This is a genomic window from Nostoc sp. EspVER01 (assembly GCF_034530635.1).
Taxonomy (GTDB): domain Bacteria; phylum Cyanobacteriota; class Cyanobacteriia; order Cyanobacteriales; family Nostocaceae; genus Nostoc.
Genome location: NZ_JAVRCS010000022.1, coordinates 58,457 through 80,849 on the forward strand (window position 1 = coordinate 58,457; position 22,393 = coordinate 80,849).

At 38.9% G+C, this 22,393-nt stretch carries 9 protein-coding genes; all 9 read right to left on the bottom strand.

All coding sequences use genetic code 11. From position 1 onward, the window contains the following. Nucleotides 1-141 precede the first annotated feature (141 nt). The gene (locus RMX69_RS18850; protein ID WP_289797497.1) at nt 142-903 is read right to left on the bottom strand and encodes a class I SAM-dependent DNA methyltransferase; all 762 of its coding nucleotides are present in this window, start codon (nt 901-903) and stop codon (nt 142-144) included. An 81-nt stretch (nt 904-984) separates the two neighbouring features. Further along, nucleotides 985-5,334: an amino acid adenylation domain-containing protein gene (locus RMX69_RS18855; RefSeq protein ID WP_322638362.1), complete on the bottom strand. Its 4,350-nt coding sequence runs from the start codon at nt 5,332-5,334 to the stop codon at nt 985-987. Nucleotides 5,335-5,353: 19 nt separating this feature from the next. Further along, nucleotides 5,354-6,382: a TauD/TfdA family dioxygenase gene (locus RMX69_RS18860; protein ID WP_322638363.1), complete on the bottom strand. Its 1,029-nt coding sequence runs from the start codon at nt 6,380-6,382 to the stop codon at nt 5,354-5,356. 22 nt (nt 6,383-6,404) lie between these two features. Then, nucleotides 6,405-7,949: a condensation domain-containing protein gene (locus tag RMX69_RS18865; protein WP_289797494.1), complete on the bottom strand. Its 1,545-nt coding sequence runs from the start codon at nt 7,947-7,949 to the stop codon at nt 6,405-6,407. 71 nt (nt 7,950-8,020) lie between these two features. Continuing rightward, complete coding sequence (locus RMX69_RS18870; protein ID WP_289797493.1) at nt 8,021-8,869, bottom strand: aspartyl/asparaginyl beta-hydroxylase domain-containing protein; 849 nt, start codon at nt 8,867-8,869, stop codon at nt 8,021-8,023. A gap of 269 nt (nt 8,870-9,138) precedes the next feature. Further along, on the bottom strand, nt 9,139-9,927 hold the full coding sequence (locus RMX69_RS18875) for an aspartyl/asparaginyl beta-hydroxylase domain-containing protein (protein WP_289797492.1): 789 nt from the start codon (nt 9,925-9,927) through the stop codon (nt 9,139-9,141). Nucleotides 9,928-9,992: 65 nt separating this feature from the next. Then, nucleotides 9,993-10,952: a cupin-like domain-containing protein gene (locus RMX69_RS18880; protein ID WP_289797491.1), complete on the bottom strand. Its 960-nt coding sequence runs from the start codon at nt 10,950-10,952 to the stop codon at nt 9,993-9,995. A 21-nt stretch (nt 10,953-10,973) separates the two neighbouring features. Then, a complete protein-coding gene (locus RMX69_RS18885; RefSeq protein WP_322638364.1) occupies nt 10,974-16,847 on the bottom strand; it encodes an SDR family NAD(P)-dependent oxidoreductase in 5,874 nt (1,957 codons plus the stop codon). After that, the gene (locus RMX69_RS18890) at nt 16,844-22,162 is read right to left on the bottom strand and encodes a non-ribosomal peptide synthetase (RefSeq protein WP_322638365.1); all 5,319 of its coding nucleotides are present in this window, start codon (nt 22,160-22,162) and stop codon (nt 16,844-16,846) included. Before RMX69_RS18890 ends, RMX69_RS18885 begins: the two co-directional genes overlap by 4 nt. Nucleotides 22,163-22,393: the final 231 nt, after the last annotated feature.

Here is a 22,393-nt window from a genome sequence, read left to right on the forward strand (position 1 = left end):
CTATCTGTTAGTGCAAAATCCTAAAAAGCAAAATTTATAAGTGGTTGAATTTTTCGCTCATATTCTGTTGCAATTCTAAGGTAAGTTCGAGCCTGCTTTAGCAGGCTTTCGTTTTTTATTGATGGGCTTATAATGTGAAAATTACCTATCAACTTGCACAGGTTTGTAGCAGACAAAATAAGTACTACCAGGCATCGGAGATATTTCTAAATCTCGATGGGCATCATAAATGCTAATGTCGCCGAATCCAGCAGTTTCCAAAGCAGATATAACCTCTTCTTTGCTATAACATTTCTCTAGAATAGTGCTATCTAAACGCTGCCATGCTTGCTCTATCAGTGAGAATATAGTCAAATTAATGGAAGCTACTTTAGCTTCCGAATTGTAGCTATTGCGAGTCGCCCATGCATAATCTTCTTTCACATTGCCAGTAGCTTTACCGTCCCAATTAAACTTATATTCCTCTTCCAAAAACAAATAGACTACAAAAACACCATTTGGTAATAGAGTCTGATAAACCTTATGAAATACACTAGTCAAATCTTCAAGGGTCATTATATGATTGAGAACACCAATTGAAATTACTGCATCAAAATTAGCAGAAAAATCAATAAGGCGTACATCATTAAAAATTAATTCTGCACCGGGTGCATTCTCCCGCGCATAGCGTAACATTCCTTCAGAAGCATCAATTCCTGTTACTTTATAGCCTTTGTTGAGTAGCTTTTGTGCTAATTGTCCTGTGCCACAACCAAGATCAAGAATATGTGCATCCTTGGCTAAGTTTGGTAATATTAATTTTTCTAAAGCTGGTAGTGTCTCTTGGAGAACTCCTAAAGCCCAATCATCGTTATATACACGTGCAAGAGGATCATAACTAGCAGAAAGAGTTGTGGTATTCATACAATATATCTCCTGATTTTAGTCAAAAAAATGTAGTTTTTCTTTGTATTTCTCTGATTGTTAAAAATTGCGTTTGTTTTATCAAGGTCTAGTTTTTAACATTTCTTGGTCCATCAAATAGGAAAAATAAACGCTGAGTAAGTGATTGTCTACTGGAGGACAAGTAATGGAAGTACCCATTAAGCCATTGATAACGTTTTGGTTATCAAGCTGTAAAAATCCTGAATTAGAATTTTCTTCTTGAGCTTGTCTTGCGGGAAAAAATGGTACTAAAGAATATAAAGGATGGTCTAATGAATCTTGAGTAACATTGAGCAATTTCTCTCGCCACTGGTCATAAGAATTTTGCTCAATTGAATAATCCCATGAGCGAATATGGTCTATAAGTGTATTTGAGTGGAGAGTTTGGGGATGAACTAAGTGGAAGGTTTTACCGAGAGATTCTTCCTTTTTCGATAAATGAACTATTGCTTTGCTGACATAATCCACAGGAACTATATTCTCTCTAATATCTATATCTGGCACACTTCCCAATTGGACACAACCTATTATCAGTTTATACAAGAAGTCATTACTATTAAAAACACCTGTTTTACTATCTCCCGATATACGTGATGGTCTATAAATAGAGATAGGAATGCCTCTTTCAGCCGCAGTTTGTACTAATTTTTCAGCTACCCATTTAGTTTGACAATATCCATTGCTGGGAAATTCATTCTCGTTCAGGCTATCCTGTTCTCGTACTAATTTAACTCCCGATTCAACTTTTGAAGATAAAACACCAGAACTAGAAATAAAATGTACTGGTTTGGTTTTGATTTGACTAGCTAATCTGAGGATTTCTTGTGTACCCAGTACGTTTGCAGGTTTCAGAATAGAGTAGGGATAAATATGATGTACCCAAGCACCATTATGGTAAATGACATCAATTATAGATGCTAACTGGTGAATTTTTTCGGTTTCTAAACCCAAAAGTGGCTTTGATAAATCGCCGACAATGGGAATAATTCTAGAATTCCAACTTTCGTTCCAAATTCCATAAGATTCTAGGGTTCTTTGCAGCTTATTATTGCTATCCTCAAAATTTGAATTTCGTACTAAGCAATAAATATCTGCTTTGGTTTGTTGCAGAAGTTCAGCCAGTAAAAAGGCTCCTAAAAAGCCTGTGCCTCCAGTCAGTAAAATAGCGTTTGGTTCAGAGATAAACTTACCAACACTTTGAGGATAAATTGTCTGATCTAAAACAGTTTCAGTTTTGATATCAAAAGTTGAGTAATTAACTTCTGTTTGACAAACTCGATCAATATTTTCCGCTAAACCTTCTACTGTAGGTTTCTCTAACAAACTGCGTAAAGATATATCTAAATTAAAAGTTTCTTTAACTTTGGCAAGTAATTGAGTAGTTAATAAAGAATGTCCACCCAATTCAAAGAAGTTGTCGTAAATACCAATTTTTTCAACTTTTAAAACTTCTGACCAGATTTGAGCCAGCGTTTCTTCTACAGGCGTGCGAGGAGGAACAAATTCTCCTATTAAATCTGACCTGACTTGCTCTGGTGCGGGTAAGGCTTTTCTATCGACTTTACCATTAGGGCTTCGAGGTAATTCTTTTAGTATTACGATAGCTGATGGAACCATGAATTCTGGTAGTTTATCTTTCGCAAAGTTGCGGAGTTCATTAACTGTAGTGGCTGATTTTGACTGGGGAACTACATAAGCAACTAAGCGTTTGTTTCCTGGTACATCTTCACGCGCAATAACTACTGTTTCTTGCACTCCCTGATGTTGATTTAATAATACTTCAATCTCGCCTAACTCTATACGGAAGCCGCGAATCTTTACTTGATTATCAATACGTCCTAAAAACTCAATATTGCCATCATTAAGATATCGCCCTAAATCACCAGTTTTATACAGACGCATTCCTGGTTGTTGGCTGAAGGGATGGGGAATGAATTTCTCAGATGTAATTTGAGGCTGATTTAAATAACCTCTGGCTAAACCTTCACCACTAATATAAATTTCACCAGAAACACCAACAGGAACTGGATGTAAGTGAGAGTCTAGTATATATATTTTTGTATTGGCTATGGGACTACCAATGGATATTTGCGTTCCAGTTTCTAGAGAATGACAACGGTATACACTACTCCAAACAGTTGCTTCTGTTGGCCCGTACTCGTTAAATAGAGATGTTTCTGACTGTAATTGAAAGTGATGTTCTACCAATTCTGGCGGACAATATTCACCTGCAACTATAACAGCACGCAGGGAATTTAACTGTTCTGGTTTTGCTTGTTGCAATATTAGAGCATATAGAGAAGGAAGACTTAATAAATGGGAAACTCTATTTTGAGAAATTAACTCTACGAGTTTAGGTACTTCCCTTTGTACACCTTCTTCTGGTAAATGTAGAGTTCCGCCACAACAAAGTGTCCAGAAAATACCTGCAATAGAACTATCAAAAGCAAAGGATGAAAGCAATAAGAAGCTGCTGACAGGTTCTTGATAGTAGGTAATACGTGCAGTTGTGGAGTGAACTAGATTACGATGTGCGATCGCAACTCCTTTAGGCTTACCTGTAGAACCAGAAGTGTAGATTACATAAGCTAAGTTTTCGGGAGTTGCTGTTGAAACGGGTGCTTCCTGACTCTGCTGTGCAATAGCTTCCCAATCTGTATCTAAGCAAATTGTCTGTGCATCGTGGTTGGGTAAGCCTTCCAGAAGATGCTGCTGAGTCAATAATATGGATACTTGAGTATCCTCTAGCATGAAAGCTAAACGCTCTTGAGGATAGTGTGGATCGAGGGGAACATAAGCACCACTAGCTTTGAGAATACCCAAGATACCTACAAGCATTTCTAAGGAACGTTCCACACAAATTCCTACTAAGACTTCTGCGCCTACCCCCAACTTTTGCAAGGAATGAGCTAATTGATTTGCACGTATATTCAGTTCAGCATAAGTGAGTTGCTGGTTGTTAAATACAACAGCAATATTATCTGGTGTACGTTCTGATTGCTCTGTAAATAGCTGATGAATAGATTTATTTTGTGGATAGTATGCTTGAGTTTGATTGAACTCAAATAGAAGCTTGTGTAAGGTGCGATCGCTTAAAATTTCTAATTTACTGATTGAACCTTCTGGATCATACGTGGCACTTTCTATTAACTTGTGAAATTGCTCTACTAACCCTGCGATATTATGTTCAGAAAAGAGGTTAGAGTCATAATGAAATTCTGCATTCAAAAAATCATTCTGGCGTCTACAAGAAAGTTTAATTTTGAAACGTTCAGTACAGGTATCAAGCTTGAAAATTGAAAATGAGATATTACCTGCACAATGCTTTGTATCTTCTTCTGTAAAATCAAAACACACAGCAAAAAAAGGCAGAATATCTGATTTATTATCTCCTTCTGATATTTTTTCCCAAGTAAAACACTCTTGCCATTTGTCGATAGATTCTACAGATTCATGCACTTGCTGTAAAAGTTGACTAAATTTAAAATTACCTTCTAAATTACAATTAAGTGGTAAATATTTAGCAAATAGTCCCAATGCTCCTTTAAGTTCTTCATATTTTCTGCCATTAAATTCCTTGGCGACGCTCATTTCAGATTGTCCACTCAATCGCCAAAGTAAAACTAGCCAACAAGTTAGATAAAAGTTAGACGCAGAAGTATTATATTTATGAGCCAATCTTTCAATATTAGCTACCAGTTCTGGAGTAATAATTGAATTTACTAATTTTGGTTGAAACTTCTGTTTTATCGAGAGATGACTTTCAAAAGGAAGCTGAAAACTGTCAATAGTAGAGAAGTCTTGCTGTTGCCAATATTCTCTGCCTATTTTCGTTTCTTCTGCTTCTAATATTTGATTTTGCCATTCTGAAAAGTCTGCATACTGGAGTGGTTCTTCAGATAATTCTTCATCCAACTTTCCTAAGTAAGAAAGAGCCAGTTCCTGTACTAAACAATTAAGAGTGACACTATCTGCACAGAGAGCAGGCAAACTGATCAATAATACATACCTATCTGACGAAATAGTTACCAAATATGTATGTAAAATTAAACCTTGTTCAAACTCAAAACTTTGTTGTTTAATTTTTTGAAAAAGTAACTCAATCTTCTCCTCTTTTTCTTGAGGTTTCAAATTACTTATATCAGATTTTTTATCTAAAATAACCTTGCTATCTGTAATTACCTGTACTGGAATAGTCATTCCAGGTAGACAAACAAAACTAGTGCGGAGAATTTCATAGCGATTGACAACATCTTGCAATGCCAATTCTAAATTATTGACATCTATATTTCCTTCAATCAAAATTGCACAATCGCTACGATAAGCCCAACTTTGATCGATTTGTTGTAGCAACCATAAATGCTCTTGCTGAGGTGAAAGTCTAAACCCCTCGATACTTTCTACTTGCATATGTATACCTCAGTGTTAGTTAAATACTTTGTGGTGTATAAGGTTCAGCCATTCCGACTAAAATTTTTCTGGGAGGAACAAATGGCTGACGAGCATGTATTGATAACATATTATCCAACATCAATACATCTCCTTTTTGCCAAGAAAAAGTGACCATTGCTTCTTGATAAGCAGCTCGCAGTTCAGCTAAGACTGATGGTTCAATTGCAGAACCATCACCGTAATATGTGTTAGTTGGTAAATCTTCTTCTGGCAAACTTTTCAATAACGATTCGCGTATTGTTGGTTCCAATGTAGAAACGTGAAAAAAGGTTGCGTGATTAAACCAGACCATTTCACCTGTTTGAGGATGTTTGAGAACGGCTGGCCCAACTTGTCGAGTTCTTAAGCGATCGCCTGCTTTCCATTCAACCTCAATTCCATTGCTTTGGCAATACTCTTCTACTTTTATTTTGTCTGTAGTTTGGAATACAGTTTGCCAAGGAAGACCAAATCCATCGCCAAAGTTACGCATATACATAACTTGCTTTTCAATGAAGCGATCGCGTATTTTGGGATCAATGCGCTCAAAAACTTTTCGACAACTACCAATTGGAGTTTCTCCTCCCTCCGCCGCTGGACTCACACAAAAAAAGAAGATTTTCAACGGAAACGTAGGCGAGTAAGCGTGTTCATTGTGAGGAAAAATACTTTGGTCCGCAGGGTAGTCAGTTGAAGTATAAATTCTCCCACCCACTTGAGTTCGTGGAGATGCCCGATAGCGATATTCTAATGCTTCTCCACAAATCGCTGCGATAATTTGCTCAAATTCTTCTATTGAATTAACTTTGAAATCACGAAAAAGAACCGCTGCATATTTTAATAATCCACTTTTCAAATATTCACGATTATTCTTAGCCCAATCTTGTAGATTAACTCCCTTTACACTAGGCTTAATCACCAAGGGGAAGTTAGTATCTGACTTTAGAAATTCAGTTTTAATTAACTCTTCTGTGGATATATTAACAGCTTTCCGTCTCACAGAACCTAGAGCTTCAATTTTTGTCATGATTTTTATTATTTTTTGCTGATTATCTACTCGTTCTACGTTTAACGTTGGTTAACTTTTGTTGGATAGTATTTTGATAAGCTTCTTCTCTAGCAAAATTATGCTTCTTATCTAGTTCATTGAGAATTATCTTTAGTTCACTTAATTTCGTTTCTGGGTGTGTCGCAATCTTATTTAGAAGTGTTGCAAAAATATTTGATAATCTAACAATGCTGCCCCGATCAAATAGATCAGTGTTATATTCCCATACACCAAATAATCCCTGCTCCGTTTCGTTTAACTCCAACAACAAGTCAAACTGCACTGTTTTGTTTTCAACCTTCAAAGATGTGATAGTTAGACCTGGAAGTTGTAAAGAAGGAGTTTGAGTATTTTCCAAAACAATTTTGACTTGAAATAACGGTGTGCGGTTCAACTCTCGTTTTGGATTCAGAACATCAACCAGTTTGTCAAAGGGTAAATCCTGGTGAGCATAAGCTTCTAAAGTCATTTCGCGGACTCGTTCTAACAACTCTACAAAAGTAGGATTTCCTGATAAATCTGTACGCAACACTAATTGGTTAACAAAAAACCCGATTAACTCTTTAGTCTCAGCTTGATTGCGGTTGGCAATATCAGTACCAACAACGATATCTTCTTGATCGGTGTACCAGTGCAGCAAAGTCTGAAAAGCCGCCAACAGAATCATAAACAGTGTGATACCTTGGCGCTGATTCAGAGCCTTTAGCTTCTCAGATAAAGTTTTGGGTAGAACCAGAGCTTCCCTAGCTCCTGAGAAAGTCTGGATAGGCGATTGGGGGTGATTACTAGGCAGTTCCAGAACAGGAAGTTTACCGCCTAATTGCTTTTGCCAGTAAGCAAGTTGAGTTTCTAGTCGCTCTCCCTGTAACCACTGTCGTTGCCAAACAGCAAAGTCTGCATACTGAATTGAGAGTTCCGAAAAGGGTGAGGGTTTGCCAACAGAAAAAGCTTCGTACAAAGTTGCAATTTCGTGAATTAGCACACCTATAGCCCAGCCATCAGCGACAATATGATGCATAGTCAACAATAATACATATTCTGCCGCTGCTAGTTGTAATAAAGTAACTCGCAATAAAGGGCCTTTGGTTAGGTCGAAAGGCCGTTGCGCTTCTTCACTCGCCAGTCGTAAAATATCAGTTTCTCTTTGCTTTTGAGAAAGCTCTTGTAAATCTACTACTAGTAGTTTGAAGCTCAAACTTGGAGCAATAACTTGCAGAGGTTGTCCATCAACTACTGTGAATGTAGTTCTTAAAACTTCGTGCCGTCTCACAACTTCGTGAAAGCTTTGCTCTAGCGCCGCCACATTTAAGTATCCTACAAGACGCATGGGCTGAGATATATTATAGGCGATATTCCCAGGCCGTAACTGGTCGATAAACCACAACCTTTGCTGGGCAAAAGATAGAGGAAATAAGTTAGATTCTCGACTTTGACGAACTATTTGCGATTGTGAAAAGATGTTCTCTTTTTTCTTGTGAAGGCGTTGTGCAAGAAGCTGAAGTTTCTCTGGAGAAAGACCAGCGATCCGTTGCGAAAGGTCACTCATATTCGTTAAACCTGATATGCAACAAAATAAATATAATATTGGTCTTGATTAACGTTGTAATTCTATACATTTTAGAGTGCTTGCTTATCTAAGACTTTTTCTATGTCCTGTGTATCTGGTATTTTATTTACTCCATCTTCTTCAGATGAAAAATTGAATTTTTTTAGCACAAATTGCAACAGATTTTTTTCAATTTTTGTCATTTCAGGATGATATAAGTCTAATGATAATACTACTCGTTCTTCTTGACTTTTATTCCATGCTTCGTGTTCAAAGCTATCGTCAAAAAATAAAGTCCGTCCTTTAATCCAACTTTGTGTTTTCCCACCGACGCTTATACCACATTTTTCTGGAATCGTGAGCGCTAAATGACATGTTAAGGAAGTATTGATATTATCCGTGTGTGGTGGTAAGACAACTCCAGGTTTCATCACATAAAACTCTATATGTCCGAAAGGATATAAAAAAGGTTCCAATTTAGATAAAATATCAACTGTTTTAGGAAAGTGAGAAAGACCTATTTGTGTAAAATTACCTTCTTTCCATAACAAGTATGCTTTCCAATCATCATCTTTGAGGGATGTAAAGAGATTGCTAGCATTAAACCTAGAAACAATATTACATCCAGATGAGATATAAGCTAACCATTCATTTTCTATATCATTGAATCCTTGTTGAAGTTTATTACTGACAAGATTTAAAATATCATTATCGTGTGGCTCATACCAGGGTTTATGAGTAATGCCAGGATATAAAAACGCACTCATTTTTTGAGCAGGGTTAGAGGTTGATTCCTCTGATAAAGTTATATAAGATTTGAGTGCGTTTTCAAAACGATCAATATTTCCTTGGGGAGATAACAATTTTAATAACTTCAGAAACAAAAGAAAAAAACTTAACTCTAAAGACTGCTTATCCATAATATATTCCTCAAGTTTATCCAAGATAATTATTGAAATTTACTTCTTGTATTCTGTCACAAATAATTTCATCAAATCACACTTTGACATGAATAAATCTAAAGACTATATAGTTATTAGCTTTCTATTTTTTCATCACGTTAGTGGTGACTTATAGGCTGATCCATATTGCACGACTATGGTATAGTCTTCTATTTTGCAGTTAGCACACTCTGCTCATATAAATTTTAATGTATATTCATATCAAATTTAAAAATATAATTATGAAATTAACTGGTGGAGATAAGCTTTAATAAAGCCTTTTCAAAATTGGTGAGTTCTGGATGATATAACTCTAATAATAAAATGACTCGTTCTTCCTGGCTTTTATTCCAAGCTTCATGTTCAAAACTATTATCAAAAAATAAAATGCCACCTTGAGTTAAATTTTGTGTTTTACTAGCAACTCTCAAACCACAATTTTCTGGAATCGTAATTCCCAGGTGACATGTTAAAGAAATATTCATATCATCTATGTGTGGTGGTACTATAACTCCTGGTTTCATAACAAGAAACTCCACTAATCCGTTGCCATATAGGAAAGGTTCCAACTCAGATAAAATCTTTACTGTATTGGGAAAAAGAGCAACACCTGTCTCTGTAAATTTACCTTTATACCTCAGCTGGTATCCTTGCCAATCTTCATCCTTAAGGTGCGAATATATTTCACTTGCATTGTAGATTGAAACTACTTTCTGTCTAGATGACAAATAAGCTAACCACTCATTTTTTATATCACTAAATCCTTTTTTTAGTCTGTCATCCACAAGTTGTAAAACATCATTATCATGTGTTTCATACCAGGGTTTATGAGTAATACCAGGATATAAAAAATCACTCTTTTTTTGAGTATAATCGGTCGCAGATTTCTCCAAGAATGAGATGTAAGTCTTTATGGCATCATCAATACGCTGAATATTTTCTTTTGGATATAAAAGTTTTAAAAACTTGCTCCCTAATTTGAACACCTTGAGTAACAAAAGAGATGATGTGATTTTTGCGGAGTTTTTTACAATCATAAATGCAGTTCCAAATACACGATAACTAATTAGTGATGTAGTTCTTTAGTCTCAAGTTTCGCAGTTTAAATAACGCCAATAGCAAATAAAGTTTTGCCAAGCCACGGAAATTCTAAAACTAATGGTAAAAGATGACCTTTGATTGGATTTTTTTCAGTGATTGATTGAAAAAACAATTCTGAGTTCCACTCGTTTAGTAAGAGACTTCCCACTGCAATGGTGTTTTCAAGATTCCTCACATGATGCCACCAATTTGGTGGAATATATAAAATCTCTCCAGCTTCTAGTATGACTTCTACTGAATTTGTCTTAGCATATAGTGGAAATTTATCTAAATTGGGATTGAAAACATTAACTTTTCCAGAGTACAAAAGTTCTTCTTGATCTGGTGTAAATAAAACTATTTGTTTTCTCCCTCTAATCATTCCCAACCATGCAGAACCATTATTTGGATCTTTGTGAAGACCTATCGATGTATCTTTATGACCTATAAATAGTTCAGGGTTATCTAATTCATATTTTTTTAGCAGCTTTCTTGGTAGTCTTTGTAACCAATTTGGAAAATATATTGGTTCTTTATAGTCCTCTAAAAGCTGAGGATGATCAGAAATAAACCAGTTAGCTAAATAGAAACGTCTGTCGCTATTCCCGATATTAATATAATCAATATAATCAGCAATAGTCATCAAACCCTCAATTTCATTTTTATCTTCTTTCACAGCACATTTTATTGTTCCACACTCGGATTTAAAAAAATCTAAAGTCCATTTTGTTGTTGCTTTCCAGTCTTTTAGCACATCAGTAATAATGACAGGTTTACCAACAGATGCATACTCTTTTACAAACTCATTATATGAAAGGTTACTACGACGCTCAACAAAATCAATGGGTGTCCATACTAACTTGTATTTTTCCTTATTCCATCTTCTTTTGAGTAAATAGATAACTAAGCGTATACAAACAATTAAAGCAACTATTAAAAAACTCAATGCAATAATTTCCGAAAAATAAAGTGGTAACTGCATAGTCATATCATCTCTATTTACTTAGTTTTGTGAAGTAATTAATGCCTGTACGTCATTCTGAGATAGTTGTTCAATATCTGCTAAAGCTTGAGATAACTCTTCTAGACTTGTCTGTTCAGCCAGTTTTTGAACAATAACTTCAGACAATTCACCGATAGTTGGGCCATTAAAAAAGCCTTTATAAGAAAGTTCTATTTGGAAAACTTTGCATAGTTCAGAAACTAATTGAGTAGCAAATAAAGAGTCTCCTCCTAGCTCAAAGAAGTTATCGTGAATACCCACTTTTTGAATACCCAGAAGTTTTTGCCAAACCTCAGCAAGGGTTCGCTCAATTTCATTAACGGGAGCAATATAAGCATTTCCTAAAATCGGGCGGGGGTGAGTTGGTTTGGATTGACTAAGCTGGGCTAATTTTTCCTCCAAGGTCTTAGGAGATTCCTTTGGCTTAATCAAGCTGGGAAAATCTTGTGTTGATACGATGACCTGAGAAACTGTGCTACTAGAGAGAATACGTTTAAAGGCTTCTATACCCTCAAAAGAAGCCATTCCTGCTGTCAACTTTTCTCCTGTGATTTCCTGATGGCGTGCTTCAACAGCAGCGGCCATTCCTACGCTGTTCCATCTATCCCAGTTAATAGACTTAATGAATTTCCATGTCCCATGTTTGGAGATACTGTAGTTAGCAAAGGAGTCAAGGAAGGCATTTGCAGCTGTATAATCTGCCATTCCAGATGTGCCAATAAATGAACTTAGTGATGAACAGAGTACAAAGAAATCCAGCTTGCTTTCTTGAAATAGAGTCTCAAGTACTCGTGTTCCTTGCACTTTTGGTGCTAAAGCATTGGCTACAGTTTCTTTTGTTGTGAGTTGCATCATCCCTCCGCCGTAAACTGCGGCTGCATGAATTACTCCATGAATCTCACCAAATTGCTGATTGATTTTGTTAAACACCGCTAACATCTGGTCAAGGTTGGTAACATCGGCGCTGGCTATCATTACCTCTGCACCTAATGCCTTTATCGCCTGCAATTTTTGGATCTTTTGGCTGATAGGATCTTCTTTATCATGAGTCGATAACCATTCAGACCACTGGTCTTGGTCGGGAAAAGCTGAACGCCCCAGTAATATTAATTTTGCTTGCACAGTCTGTGCTAAATATTCTGCCAGCACCAAACCAACACCTCCTAATCCACCAGTGATGAGATATACTCCCTGTTTTCTGAGGCGGAGATTTTCGGTAACGGTTTCATGTAGTTGTACAGGTTCAAAATCTTGTACCCAGCGATTCCGTCCACGGTAAGCAATAATTTGGTCAGATATAGAAGTCGTAAGTTCCGCTATTAGCATTTGGATGAGTTCTTCTTGACCACTTTCTACAAGAACTACAACATCAATACTGCGACAGGTTATATTTGGATACTCTAGTGGCATAACTTTGCAAGTTCCGAGAACCAGTGCCTTTTCTGGACACAGTATTTCTGAACCTGTTACTTCCTGCAAATTGTTAGAGATGATGCTAATTTCTACAGCATCTGTCTGATTATTTTCTGCGTAGACGCGCAGCGCCTTGTCGTCAGACATCGTCTGCGCTAAAAACAATAGGCTCGGCCAGCCTAAAGCTTCAATTGTTGAGTTGGTGTAACTGCTTGGTGTCACACTCCACAGATGAACAATCCTTTTTGGAATCTTACCCAGGCTCCGAAGTTCTTTGAGCAAGGTGTTGTAATCATCCTTTTTTTCAGGATTAATCGTATATGTGCGTTGAGGATATTCGCTATTTTGCTGAAATTGCTCTCCAACCCTGACGATAATAACATCTTGATGCTCAAGTACTAGTTGTTTTACCAACTTTTCACCCAAGCCACACTCATCCACAAACACTAACCAGCATCCTAGCTTTACCTCAAGTCCAGGCTGAAAAGACTGCGGTGGCATAGTACGTTTCCAAGAAGGAATGTAAAACCAGTCAGCAATATCGGATTTTTTAGCCAATAAGTCTTGGCGCTGCTTGCTAGTAGCTTTTTGCTTTGTGATGGTAAATGCTGTAGGTGCTAAGTCAGTTACCGATGCAGCAGCTTGAGCTACCAAAATCTGTTCGCCGAAAGTTTCAGTTTCCGAGACAGCTGCTACCTCAACAAACCCTTGAGAGTGTAGTGCTTCTTGCCATTGCTCCTGTGATAAAAATGGATTACCACGGCTGCGTTCTTTATCCTCTAACGGATTCATCAGCAGACCATCGGTGAGATCGAAGTCTAATTGTGGTTGAGTTATTTCCCACAATAGCAGAAATCCTCCAGGAGCTAATAGCGATCGCACATGCTCCAGGGTTTTTGTTATATTCCGGGTTACGTGCAACACATTCACAGCTACCACCACATCAAAACTATGGTGGTTGAACCCTTGTGCAGTTGGCGGTTTTTCAATATCTAGAAAACGATATTCAACAAAGGGATAAGCACTAAATTTCTGTTTGGCTTGATTCAAAAACAAACCACCTAAATCTGTAAAAGTGTAGTTAGTGCGTTCAGATGGCAAGATAGGCAGCAATTCTGTTGTAGCAATACCCCCTCCACCACCAATTTCCAGAATTCTCAGGTTTACATCAGGTGGTAATAACTTTACCAACTGTTCCATGCCTGTTCGCACAATCCCTTTTAAATGCGTATTCAGAGGTAATTCTCGATTTGAAATTTTTGGTTTGTTGTCTTTTACCGCAAAGTACAACTCTAACGGTTCTTTTTCACCAATCAATACATCTAGTAGATTCTCGCCACATTCTCGGACTATATTTAGCTCGTGGGGTGTATCTACATATCTGAGTTTAACTTCTTCTATCAGAGTATTAATAGAGTCGATGGAAGTGGGAACAAGGTTGGTAAATAAATCCTTTTCTTGTTGTAGATGACCTTGCTCTACGAGTACATCTAAAAAGCGACACAACAATTGCCGATAGCGAGGAATAATTTTAAATCGCTCACACAACTCCTCAAGGGAATACCGTTCATTATTTTTGCTAAAAGCACCTAAACGCTGGAGAGCAAGGTTTATATAAGCAGCACACAAACGATCCAAACACTGTTTATTCAGTAAATAAGTTTGCTCGTCCAATGTGGCGACGCTAGCACGAGCCTGTAGCCTACAAGCCTCTACGAGAGATTTACCTAAATTAACAGCCGTTTGTCTTGGCTGTTTTTGTGGTTCAATCCAGTAACGTTGGCGCTCAAATGGATAGGTTGGTAAGGGAATATGATGGCGTTGTTCGTTAGCATAAAAACCAGACCAGTCTACTTTGACACCAAAAAGCCAGAGCCGCCCCAAAGAGTTGAGTAAAAATGCTACATCCGATTGTTGTTCTTGGGGATGGCGAATTGAGGTTAGTACAACCGGTTGATCTTTGTGATGTTGCTTGGTAAAGGTACTTAAAGTTCTTCCCGGCCCGACCTCTAAAAAGATGCGTTCCTGTATTTTAAGTAACTCAGTCATCCCTTCGCTAAAGCGCACTGTCTGCCGTAGATGCTTTACCCAATATTTTGGGTCTGTTGCTTCAGCTACAGTAATCCAAGTGCCACTAACGTTAGATACAAACGGAATTGTGGCCGGATGAAGTTGGAGTTTTTGTAACTGTTCTGTAAATGGCTGGAGAATTGGCTCCATCATTTGAGAATGAAAGGCATGAGAAGTATGCAGTCTGCGACAGCCTACACCTTTGGATTCTAGCTGTTGTTGTAGTTGTGCGATCGCTTCAGTTGTACCAGAAACCACGCAGTAAGAAGGGCCATTGCTTGCAGCTAAAGAGAGTTCCCTATTTAATAATGGTTGTATCTCTTGTTCGGGAAGTTGGACAGAGAGCATTTCCCCATTAGGAAGTTGCTGCATCAGTCGTCCTCGAATTGCGACTAGCATTAGGGCATCTTCCAGCGAGAAGACTCCAGCTAAAGTCGCAGCTACATACTCTCCGATACTGTGACCAATCATTGACTCTGGTTTTATACCCCATGCCATCCACAATTGAGCTAGGGCGTACTCAATGACAAATAATGCTGGCTGGGCAACAGATGTCTGCTGTAGTTGCTCTGTTATCTTTACTGTCTCTGCCTCATTTGGAAACAATATATGGCGTAAATCAAGACCTAGATGGGGTTTCAGCAGTTCACAGCAGCGATCAACTGCAAGTGTAAAAGTTGGCTCACTTTCGTAGAGTTCTCTACCCATATTCACATACTGCGTTCCTTGCCCAGAAAACATAAACACTACAGGACGATTGGCAGGCTGCTGGTATTGAGTGAAAACTCGTTGTACATCTAAAGGAGAAAGCACCTTCACTGCATCATTCATGTCTTGGCATACCACCATCCGGCGATGCTCGAAAGCTCGACGACCTACACCAAGGGTATGAGCCACATCAGCAAGATGCAACTCATGATATTGCTGGAGATGATTAGCCAGATTCGCCGTAACTTTTTCTAATGCCGATTCGGTCTTCGCAGAAAGAACCAACAGATGATATTTCCTCCCCTGCCCCTCGGTCACTGAGCGTAGCCGAAGTGCTGCCCCCCCCCTCCCCTGCTCCCTTACCGGGGATTCTTCTAAAATTACATGGGCATTAGTCCCACCAATTCCAAAAGAACTGACTCCGGCACGGCGAGGAATGCCGTTTGTTGTCCATTCGGCAAGTTTGGTGTTTACATAAAAAGGACTGTTGGCAAAATCAATCTGCGGATTAGGTTCCTGAAAGTGCAAACTAGGTGGTATTTGTTGATGCTTTAGGGCCAGGACGGTTTTGATTAGACCTGTTACCCCAGCAGCAGCATCTAAATGGCCAATGTTGGTTTTTACTGAACCAATGGCGCAGAAGCCTTTTTTCTCAGTGCTGGCTCGAAAAGCTTGCGTTAACGCCGCGATTTCAATAGGATCTCCTAATGTTGTTCCTGTCCCATGAGCTTCAATATAAGTAATGGTTTCAGGTTCAACGTCGGCAAGAACTTGAGCGGTTCTAATCACCTTGGCTTGACCGTCTATCCGTGGTGCTGTATAGCTAACTTTGAAAGATCCATCGTTATTGATTGCAGAACCTTTGATGAGGGCATGAATAGTATCTCCATCTGTTAGAGCATCCTCTAATCTCTTTAAAACTACGATGCCGACACCTTCGCCACCAACAGTTCCCTGTGCTTGAGCATCAAAAGCGCGGCAGTGTCCGTCAGGCGAACCAATTCCCCCCTCTTTGTAAAGATAGCCAGTTTTTCTGGAAGAACTTATGGAAACCCCACCAGCCAAAGCTAGATCGCATTCCCCATTTAGTAAACTTTGAGTGGCTAAATGTACAGCGACTAAGGAAGTTGAGCAGGCAGTTTGAACAGTGAAACTCGGTCCTTGTAGATTCAGTTTGTAAGAAACGCGGGTAGTTAAGTAATCTTTGTCACCTGCGATCGCTAATTGGTGATTATCTATAGATCCAATAATATCTTCGTTTAAAATAATATTCAGTAAGTACCTACTTAAGCTAGCCCCGGCGAAAACTCCAATAGAACCTTGATAATTTTCTGAGTCATAGCCAGCATCTTCAAGGGCAATATATGCACATTCTAAAAAGAGACGATGTTGTGGATCGGTAATTTCAGCTTCTCTGGGATTAAAACCAAAAAATGCAGCATCAAAAAGTTCTACATCTTCTAATACAGATCGTGCTTTGACAAACTTCGGATTATTGAGTGTAGCTGCATCTAGCCCAGAAGCTAACAGTTCTTCATCAGTAAAAACTGAAATTGACTCTACGCCATTTTGGAGATTTTGCCAAAACTCATCAACATTTTTGGCTCCAGGGAACCGTCCGGCTATGCCAATGATCGCTATTTCTGAACCATTATGCTCAACAGATGCTATGGGGATATTCATTTTTCATTAACTCCTTGATTACTCATTATCGACTTCATCTTTTGCAACCGTTTTCTTTGCTGAGATTTAACAATTGCAATTTTTTCTATTGAAATATTAGTTTCACTAAGAAATGATGTTTGATTTTTAGTTTGACTAAAAAACTCAGCAAGAGAGTTAATAGTCGGATATCTAAACATATCAAGCATTGATAAATCGGTTGGGAATATTTCGCGTAATTGGCTATGAACTTTCACCAGAAGTAATGAATGACCGCCGAGTTCAAAGAAGTTGTCGTGAATGCCTATTTTCTCGATATTGAGAGATTTTTGCCAAATTGTAGCGATAGTTTGTTCTATCTCAGTTTGTGGCATCACATAAGCAGCTTCTAACTCTGGGCGGAGAGTTTCTGGTGCAGGGAGCGATCGCCGATCGAGTTTACCGTTGGGCAACAAAGGCAAGGTTGACAAGATAATGAAACTTGAGGGCAGCATATATTGCGGTAGCTTCTCCTGAAGAAAGCCACGCAGTTCAGTGTTTATGATGGGCTGTTCTGGCTGAGGGCTAACATAAGCTACTAGATACTTATCACCATGCTCGTCTTCCCTAGCTATTACCACTGCTTCGCGTACTTTATTGTGTTGCTGCAATGTCGCTGATATTTCGCCCAGTTCGATGCGGAAGCCCCGAATTTTCACTTGCTGGTCGATGCGTCCGAGAAGTTCGATATTCCCATTAGGTAAGTAGCGGGCTAAATCGCCAGTGCGATACAGACGCATTCCCGATTTTTCAGCAAAAGGGTTGGGAATAAATTTTTCGGTAGTAAGTTCAGGGTGATTGAGGTAGCCCCTGGCAATCCCAATACCACCAATATATAACTCGCCTGGTACGCCTAAAGGTGTAGGGTGCAAATGTTTATCTAGCAAATAGACCTGGGTGTTGGCAATGGGGCGACCAACAGGTACACAATAAACAGGTTGTTTCTCTGGATAGGTAACTGGTTCAACTGGTTCATAAATGGTGACACCAATCGTTGCTTCAGTCGGGCCATAAGCATTGAGCCAACGGATACAGTGACTCTGGGAGCGATCGCCTACTAGTTTTTGCCAAAGTGCGAGTTTTTCTGGTAAAGCTTGCTCAGTTCCGACAATTATCAAGCGCAGTGTCGGCGGTAATGGTTCTGTTGTTTGAGTCAAGTCAGACACCCATTCATGCCAATAGGCTGTTGGTAAATTGATGACAGTTAGTTTTTCCTGTATCAAGAATTGTCCAAAGTGAGCAAACAATAATACCCGATTGGGTCTGATGACTACAGTTGAACCACTTAACCATGATGGAAATAGTTCTTCGGCTGCCACATCAAAGCTCACAGAAGCGAATTGGAGAATGCGATCTTCTGGTTGCAGTTCATAAGCTTTGGCGGCAGCAATACTGTGATTCACTAAAGCTTGGTGCGTAATCAGTACGCCTTTAGGTGTTCCTGTAGAACCGGAAGTGTAAATTACATAAGCCAAGTTTTCGGCTATTACATTGCTACTGAGGTTTTCCTGACTTTCCTGGGCGTAAAGATCGCATTCGTCTAGGCATACAACCTTAGCCGCAGATGTCGGGAGTTCCGCAACTAGATGCTTTTGAGTAAGCAACACTAAAGGTTTGACATCATCTAATATTAAAGCTAGTCGTTCCTGTGGATATGCTGGATCGAGTGGCACATAAGCGCCACCAGCTTTCAGAATGCCTAAAATTCCGATTGCCATTTCAAGCGATCGCTCCACACAAATCCCTACTAATACCTCTGGTTTGACCCCAAGTGAACGCAAATAATGGGCCAATTGATTTGCGCGGTTATTTAGCTCTCGATAGGTGAGGTGTTGGTCTCCAAAGACTACAGCAATTGCATCAGGCGATCGCTCTACTTGAGCCTCAAATAACTGATGGATACAATACTCACCAGGATAGTCAACTTTAGTATTATTCCATTCCACCAACAACTGATGCTGTTGAGTTTGTGTCAATATAGGCAATTCTTTTAGGGGTTGCTCTGAGTTGGCGACAACACCTTCTAGCAAGGTTACGTAATGTCCGAGCCAACGCTGAATTGTTTGGGTATCAAATAAATCTGTATTATATTCCAGTTCTATTACTAGTTCACTGTCTGTCTGAAGAATATTTAAATTAATATCCAGCTTAGTAGCACTGGTAGAATTTTTAGCTATTTCAAACTCTTGTTTTAAAGACTTGGACTCTAATGGAGCTTTGTCCAGATTAAACCCTGTGGTAAAAAGAGGGGTGCGGCTAGGATCTCGTGGTAACTTTAAATTTTCAATTAGTTTAATAAAAGGATAAATTTGATACTCGTAAGCATCTAACAATACCTGCTGAACTGAACTTAAATACTCTGCAAATCCTGGGTTGCCAATAACTTGGCTGCGTATAGGCAATAGATTAACACAGTGGCCAACAAGATATTCACCTGCGATCGCAGATTGTCCAGCCGAAGCAATACCAACAACGATATCTTGTTGATTCGTCAATCGTTGCAATAAGGTGAAAAATGCTGTTAAAAGAATCGTAAATAAAGTATAACCACGTTGTAGACTTAAGCTTTTCAAAGAATTATACAAAGTGAAATCGAGGCTGAGATTTTCTCGCGCTCCAGTGTACGAAAATATTGGTGGTCGAGGCCGGTCAGTTGGTAATTCCAAAACAGGCACTGAACTAGCAAATTGACTCAGCCAATAAGCTTCAGCTTTTGCCATTTCTGGACTCTGTTGCATTTGTACTTGCCACAGAGCATACTCACTCCATTTCATGGGTTGGGGAAGTTGGCTAGCAATACCTTGGCATTCTGCTGAATAAATTACTGCTAGTTCTCGTAATAAAATACTAATTGACCAACCATCAGCAATAATGTGATGATTTGTCAGAATTACAAGATGATGATCTTCCTGCAACTTGACGATATGACAGTTCAGCAACGGCCCTTTTTCTAAATGGAAAACTTGTTGAGCTTCTCGTGCTAATAATTCTGATAGCTGTGTTTCTCGTTGACTTTTACCTAAAGTTGAAAAGTCACTCACAGGAATGTCTATAGTCAAAGTGGGATGAATCAGTTGATTATCCCCCTCTGGGCTAAAAGTAGTTCGCAGCGCTTCGTGACGATTGATAATTTCCTGAACAGCTTTACGCACTGCCAATAAATTACCAGTCCCTCGCAGATGGATAGTTCTAGATTCGTTGTAGGCGCGGGAAACTTCATCTCCCATCTGTGCCAAAAACCACAGTTCTTTTTGCGCTGCTGTCAGGGGAATTTTGAGCGTTGTTGAAATCGGGGCAGGTGGCAATAATTCCCCTTCTTGCATTTCTACTACGCTTTCCTTGACTGCCCCAATTACGTGTTCAATATCTGCATCAGTATGCGCCGTAGACAGATAAAATGTGCGTCCTTCCCAAACATAAACGCCTTTTTCTAAGAGATGATAGAAAAACAACTGACCAAACTTGAGAGGAGATGAGGCGATAAAACGAAACAGCGAACCAAAATGGACTACTTGAATAGGAACTTGTTTTTGTTCAAAGTAACTATTAAGAGTCTGGGCTAATTTCGTTGTTTTTGCAGATAACTCCTGCTGTAATTTTGGTCCACTATTTTTAATATAGTTGAGTGCAGCCCAAGCCGCCGCCATTACTAAAGGATGTTTGAAGAAAGTACCTGCAAATACTGTGGTGTCCGCTTGAGGATAAGACCCATCTCCATAGTTCCACATCCCACCGTCAAGGATATCCATTAAAGCTGCCTTGCCAGCTATAACTCCAATTGGCATCCCAGCAGCAACGGCTTTACCGTATGTAGTCAAATCTGCTTGAATATTCCACAAGCCTTGAATCCCACCTGGGTGCATCCGAAAACCGGTAATTACTTCGTCAAAAATTAATACGGTTCCTGTTGCTTGAGTTAATTGTCTGAGTTGCAGCAGAAACTCTTTTGGTTGCAAATCTGGGCGACTGCTTTGTATCGGTTCCACCAGAACTGCTGCCAGTTCGTAAGCATGAGTTTTCAGAATCTCTAGGGATTCAGGTTGCCCATAGTCAAGTACGATAACATCATCAGCAATGTATGATGGAATACCTATAGCTCTGGGGATAGAACGCCGCGTTCCTTCGCTGGTTGTTACTCCTCTTACCAAAATCCCATCATAAGTACCATGATAAGAACCAGCAAATAAAGCAATTTTAGAGCGTCTTGTAGTAGCCCGTGCTAGGCGGATTGCTGCCATCACCGCTTCTGTGCCATCGTTACAAAAAGCTGCTCGTTCCGCGCCTGTCAACTCACAAATTAACTCTGCAACCTGACCGGCGAGACGCGATTGTGGCCCGTGCAATATACCTTGCTTTATTTGTTCTTGAATAGCTTCGATGATAAAAGATGGTGAATGACCAAATAAAAGCGCACCAAACCCCATCGAAATGTCTACATACTCTTGGCCATCAACATCCCAGAGTTTGGCTCCCTCTCCACGCTGTCCGTGAATAGGATATAACATCTCTTTAATGGAGGGCAGGAAGCCTGTTATCGCCCTGCTATTGGCATGGTAGGAACGATAAGCTTGAGTAAGTCGTTTAGATTCGGGAGTAAGTTTGACAAAACGTGTAATTAAAGCATCTAAATGTTTTTGTTGACGGAGAGTTAATAGAGTCTTTGATTCTAACTGAAGAGGCTCAATTGTTTGGGTGATGAGTTGTTGATTAGACTCAGTTTGAATCGATGATGAACTTTCTGAAAAATCAGAGTTATTAATTAAAGATTGAGCAGCTTGTTCTACTTGATGCTGAATAGGGGTAGATGGGATTGCTTTTTGTACAGGTAATATCTTCTTCGAGGAACCTGCTTTTTGTAAAATGTCCAGCTGTTTAGACATCAACTGAAGCTGCTGTTCTATTACCTGTTCGAGTACTGTATCTGTTACAGACTTTTCATCTTCTTGCTCCAAATTTTGTGTATCTGAAGTCTTTTCAGTATGTGCTTGTAGTATTGGGCTAAAGGTTGATTCCTGAAAAGAAGGCTCTACAATCAGATTTTGTGGAGGTAGCTCTTGAGCTATATGAGTTCCTAATGCATGAATTGTTGATAAATCTTCAAGCAATAAGCGAAAAGGAATATTAATACCTAAATCTTGTTGAAGAGCACGATTAATTTGCAACAAAATTAGAGAGTCAACACCCATTGCCAGAAAAGGAGTATGAATATCTATTCCAGATGATTTCACTCCCAATGACTCACTAATAATGTGTTTAAGTGTCGATATTATTTTTTTATATTGAGAATCTTCATTCATAATGTTTTATGTTTTTTGACATTACTACGAACTAAAAAGTTCAGTTACTCTTGTGTGAAACTACATATCTTTTTCTAATAGTTCTAACTGCTGAAACATAATAGAAATTTGACGATCTATTATTTTTTTGGCAGGATTGTCGTGTTTTTGATTTTTGTTATTCAAATGGAGAATATTGTTTTGCTTAGATTCAACAAGTAAATGTTGTGATTTATCTCCTAAATAATTTTT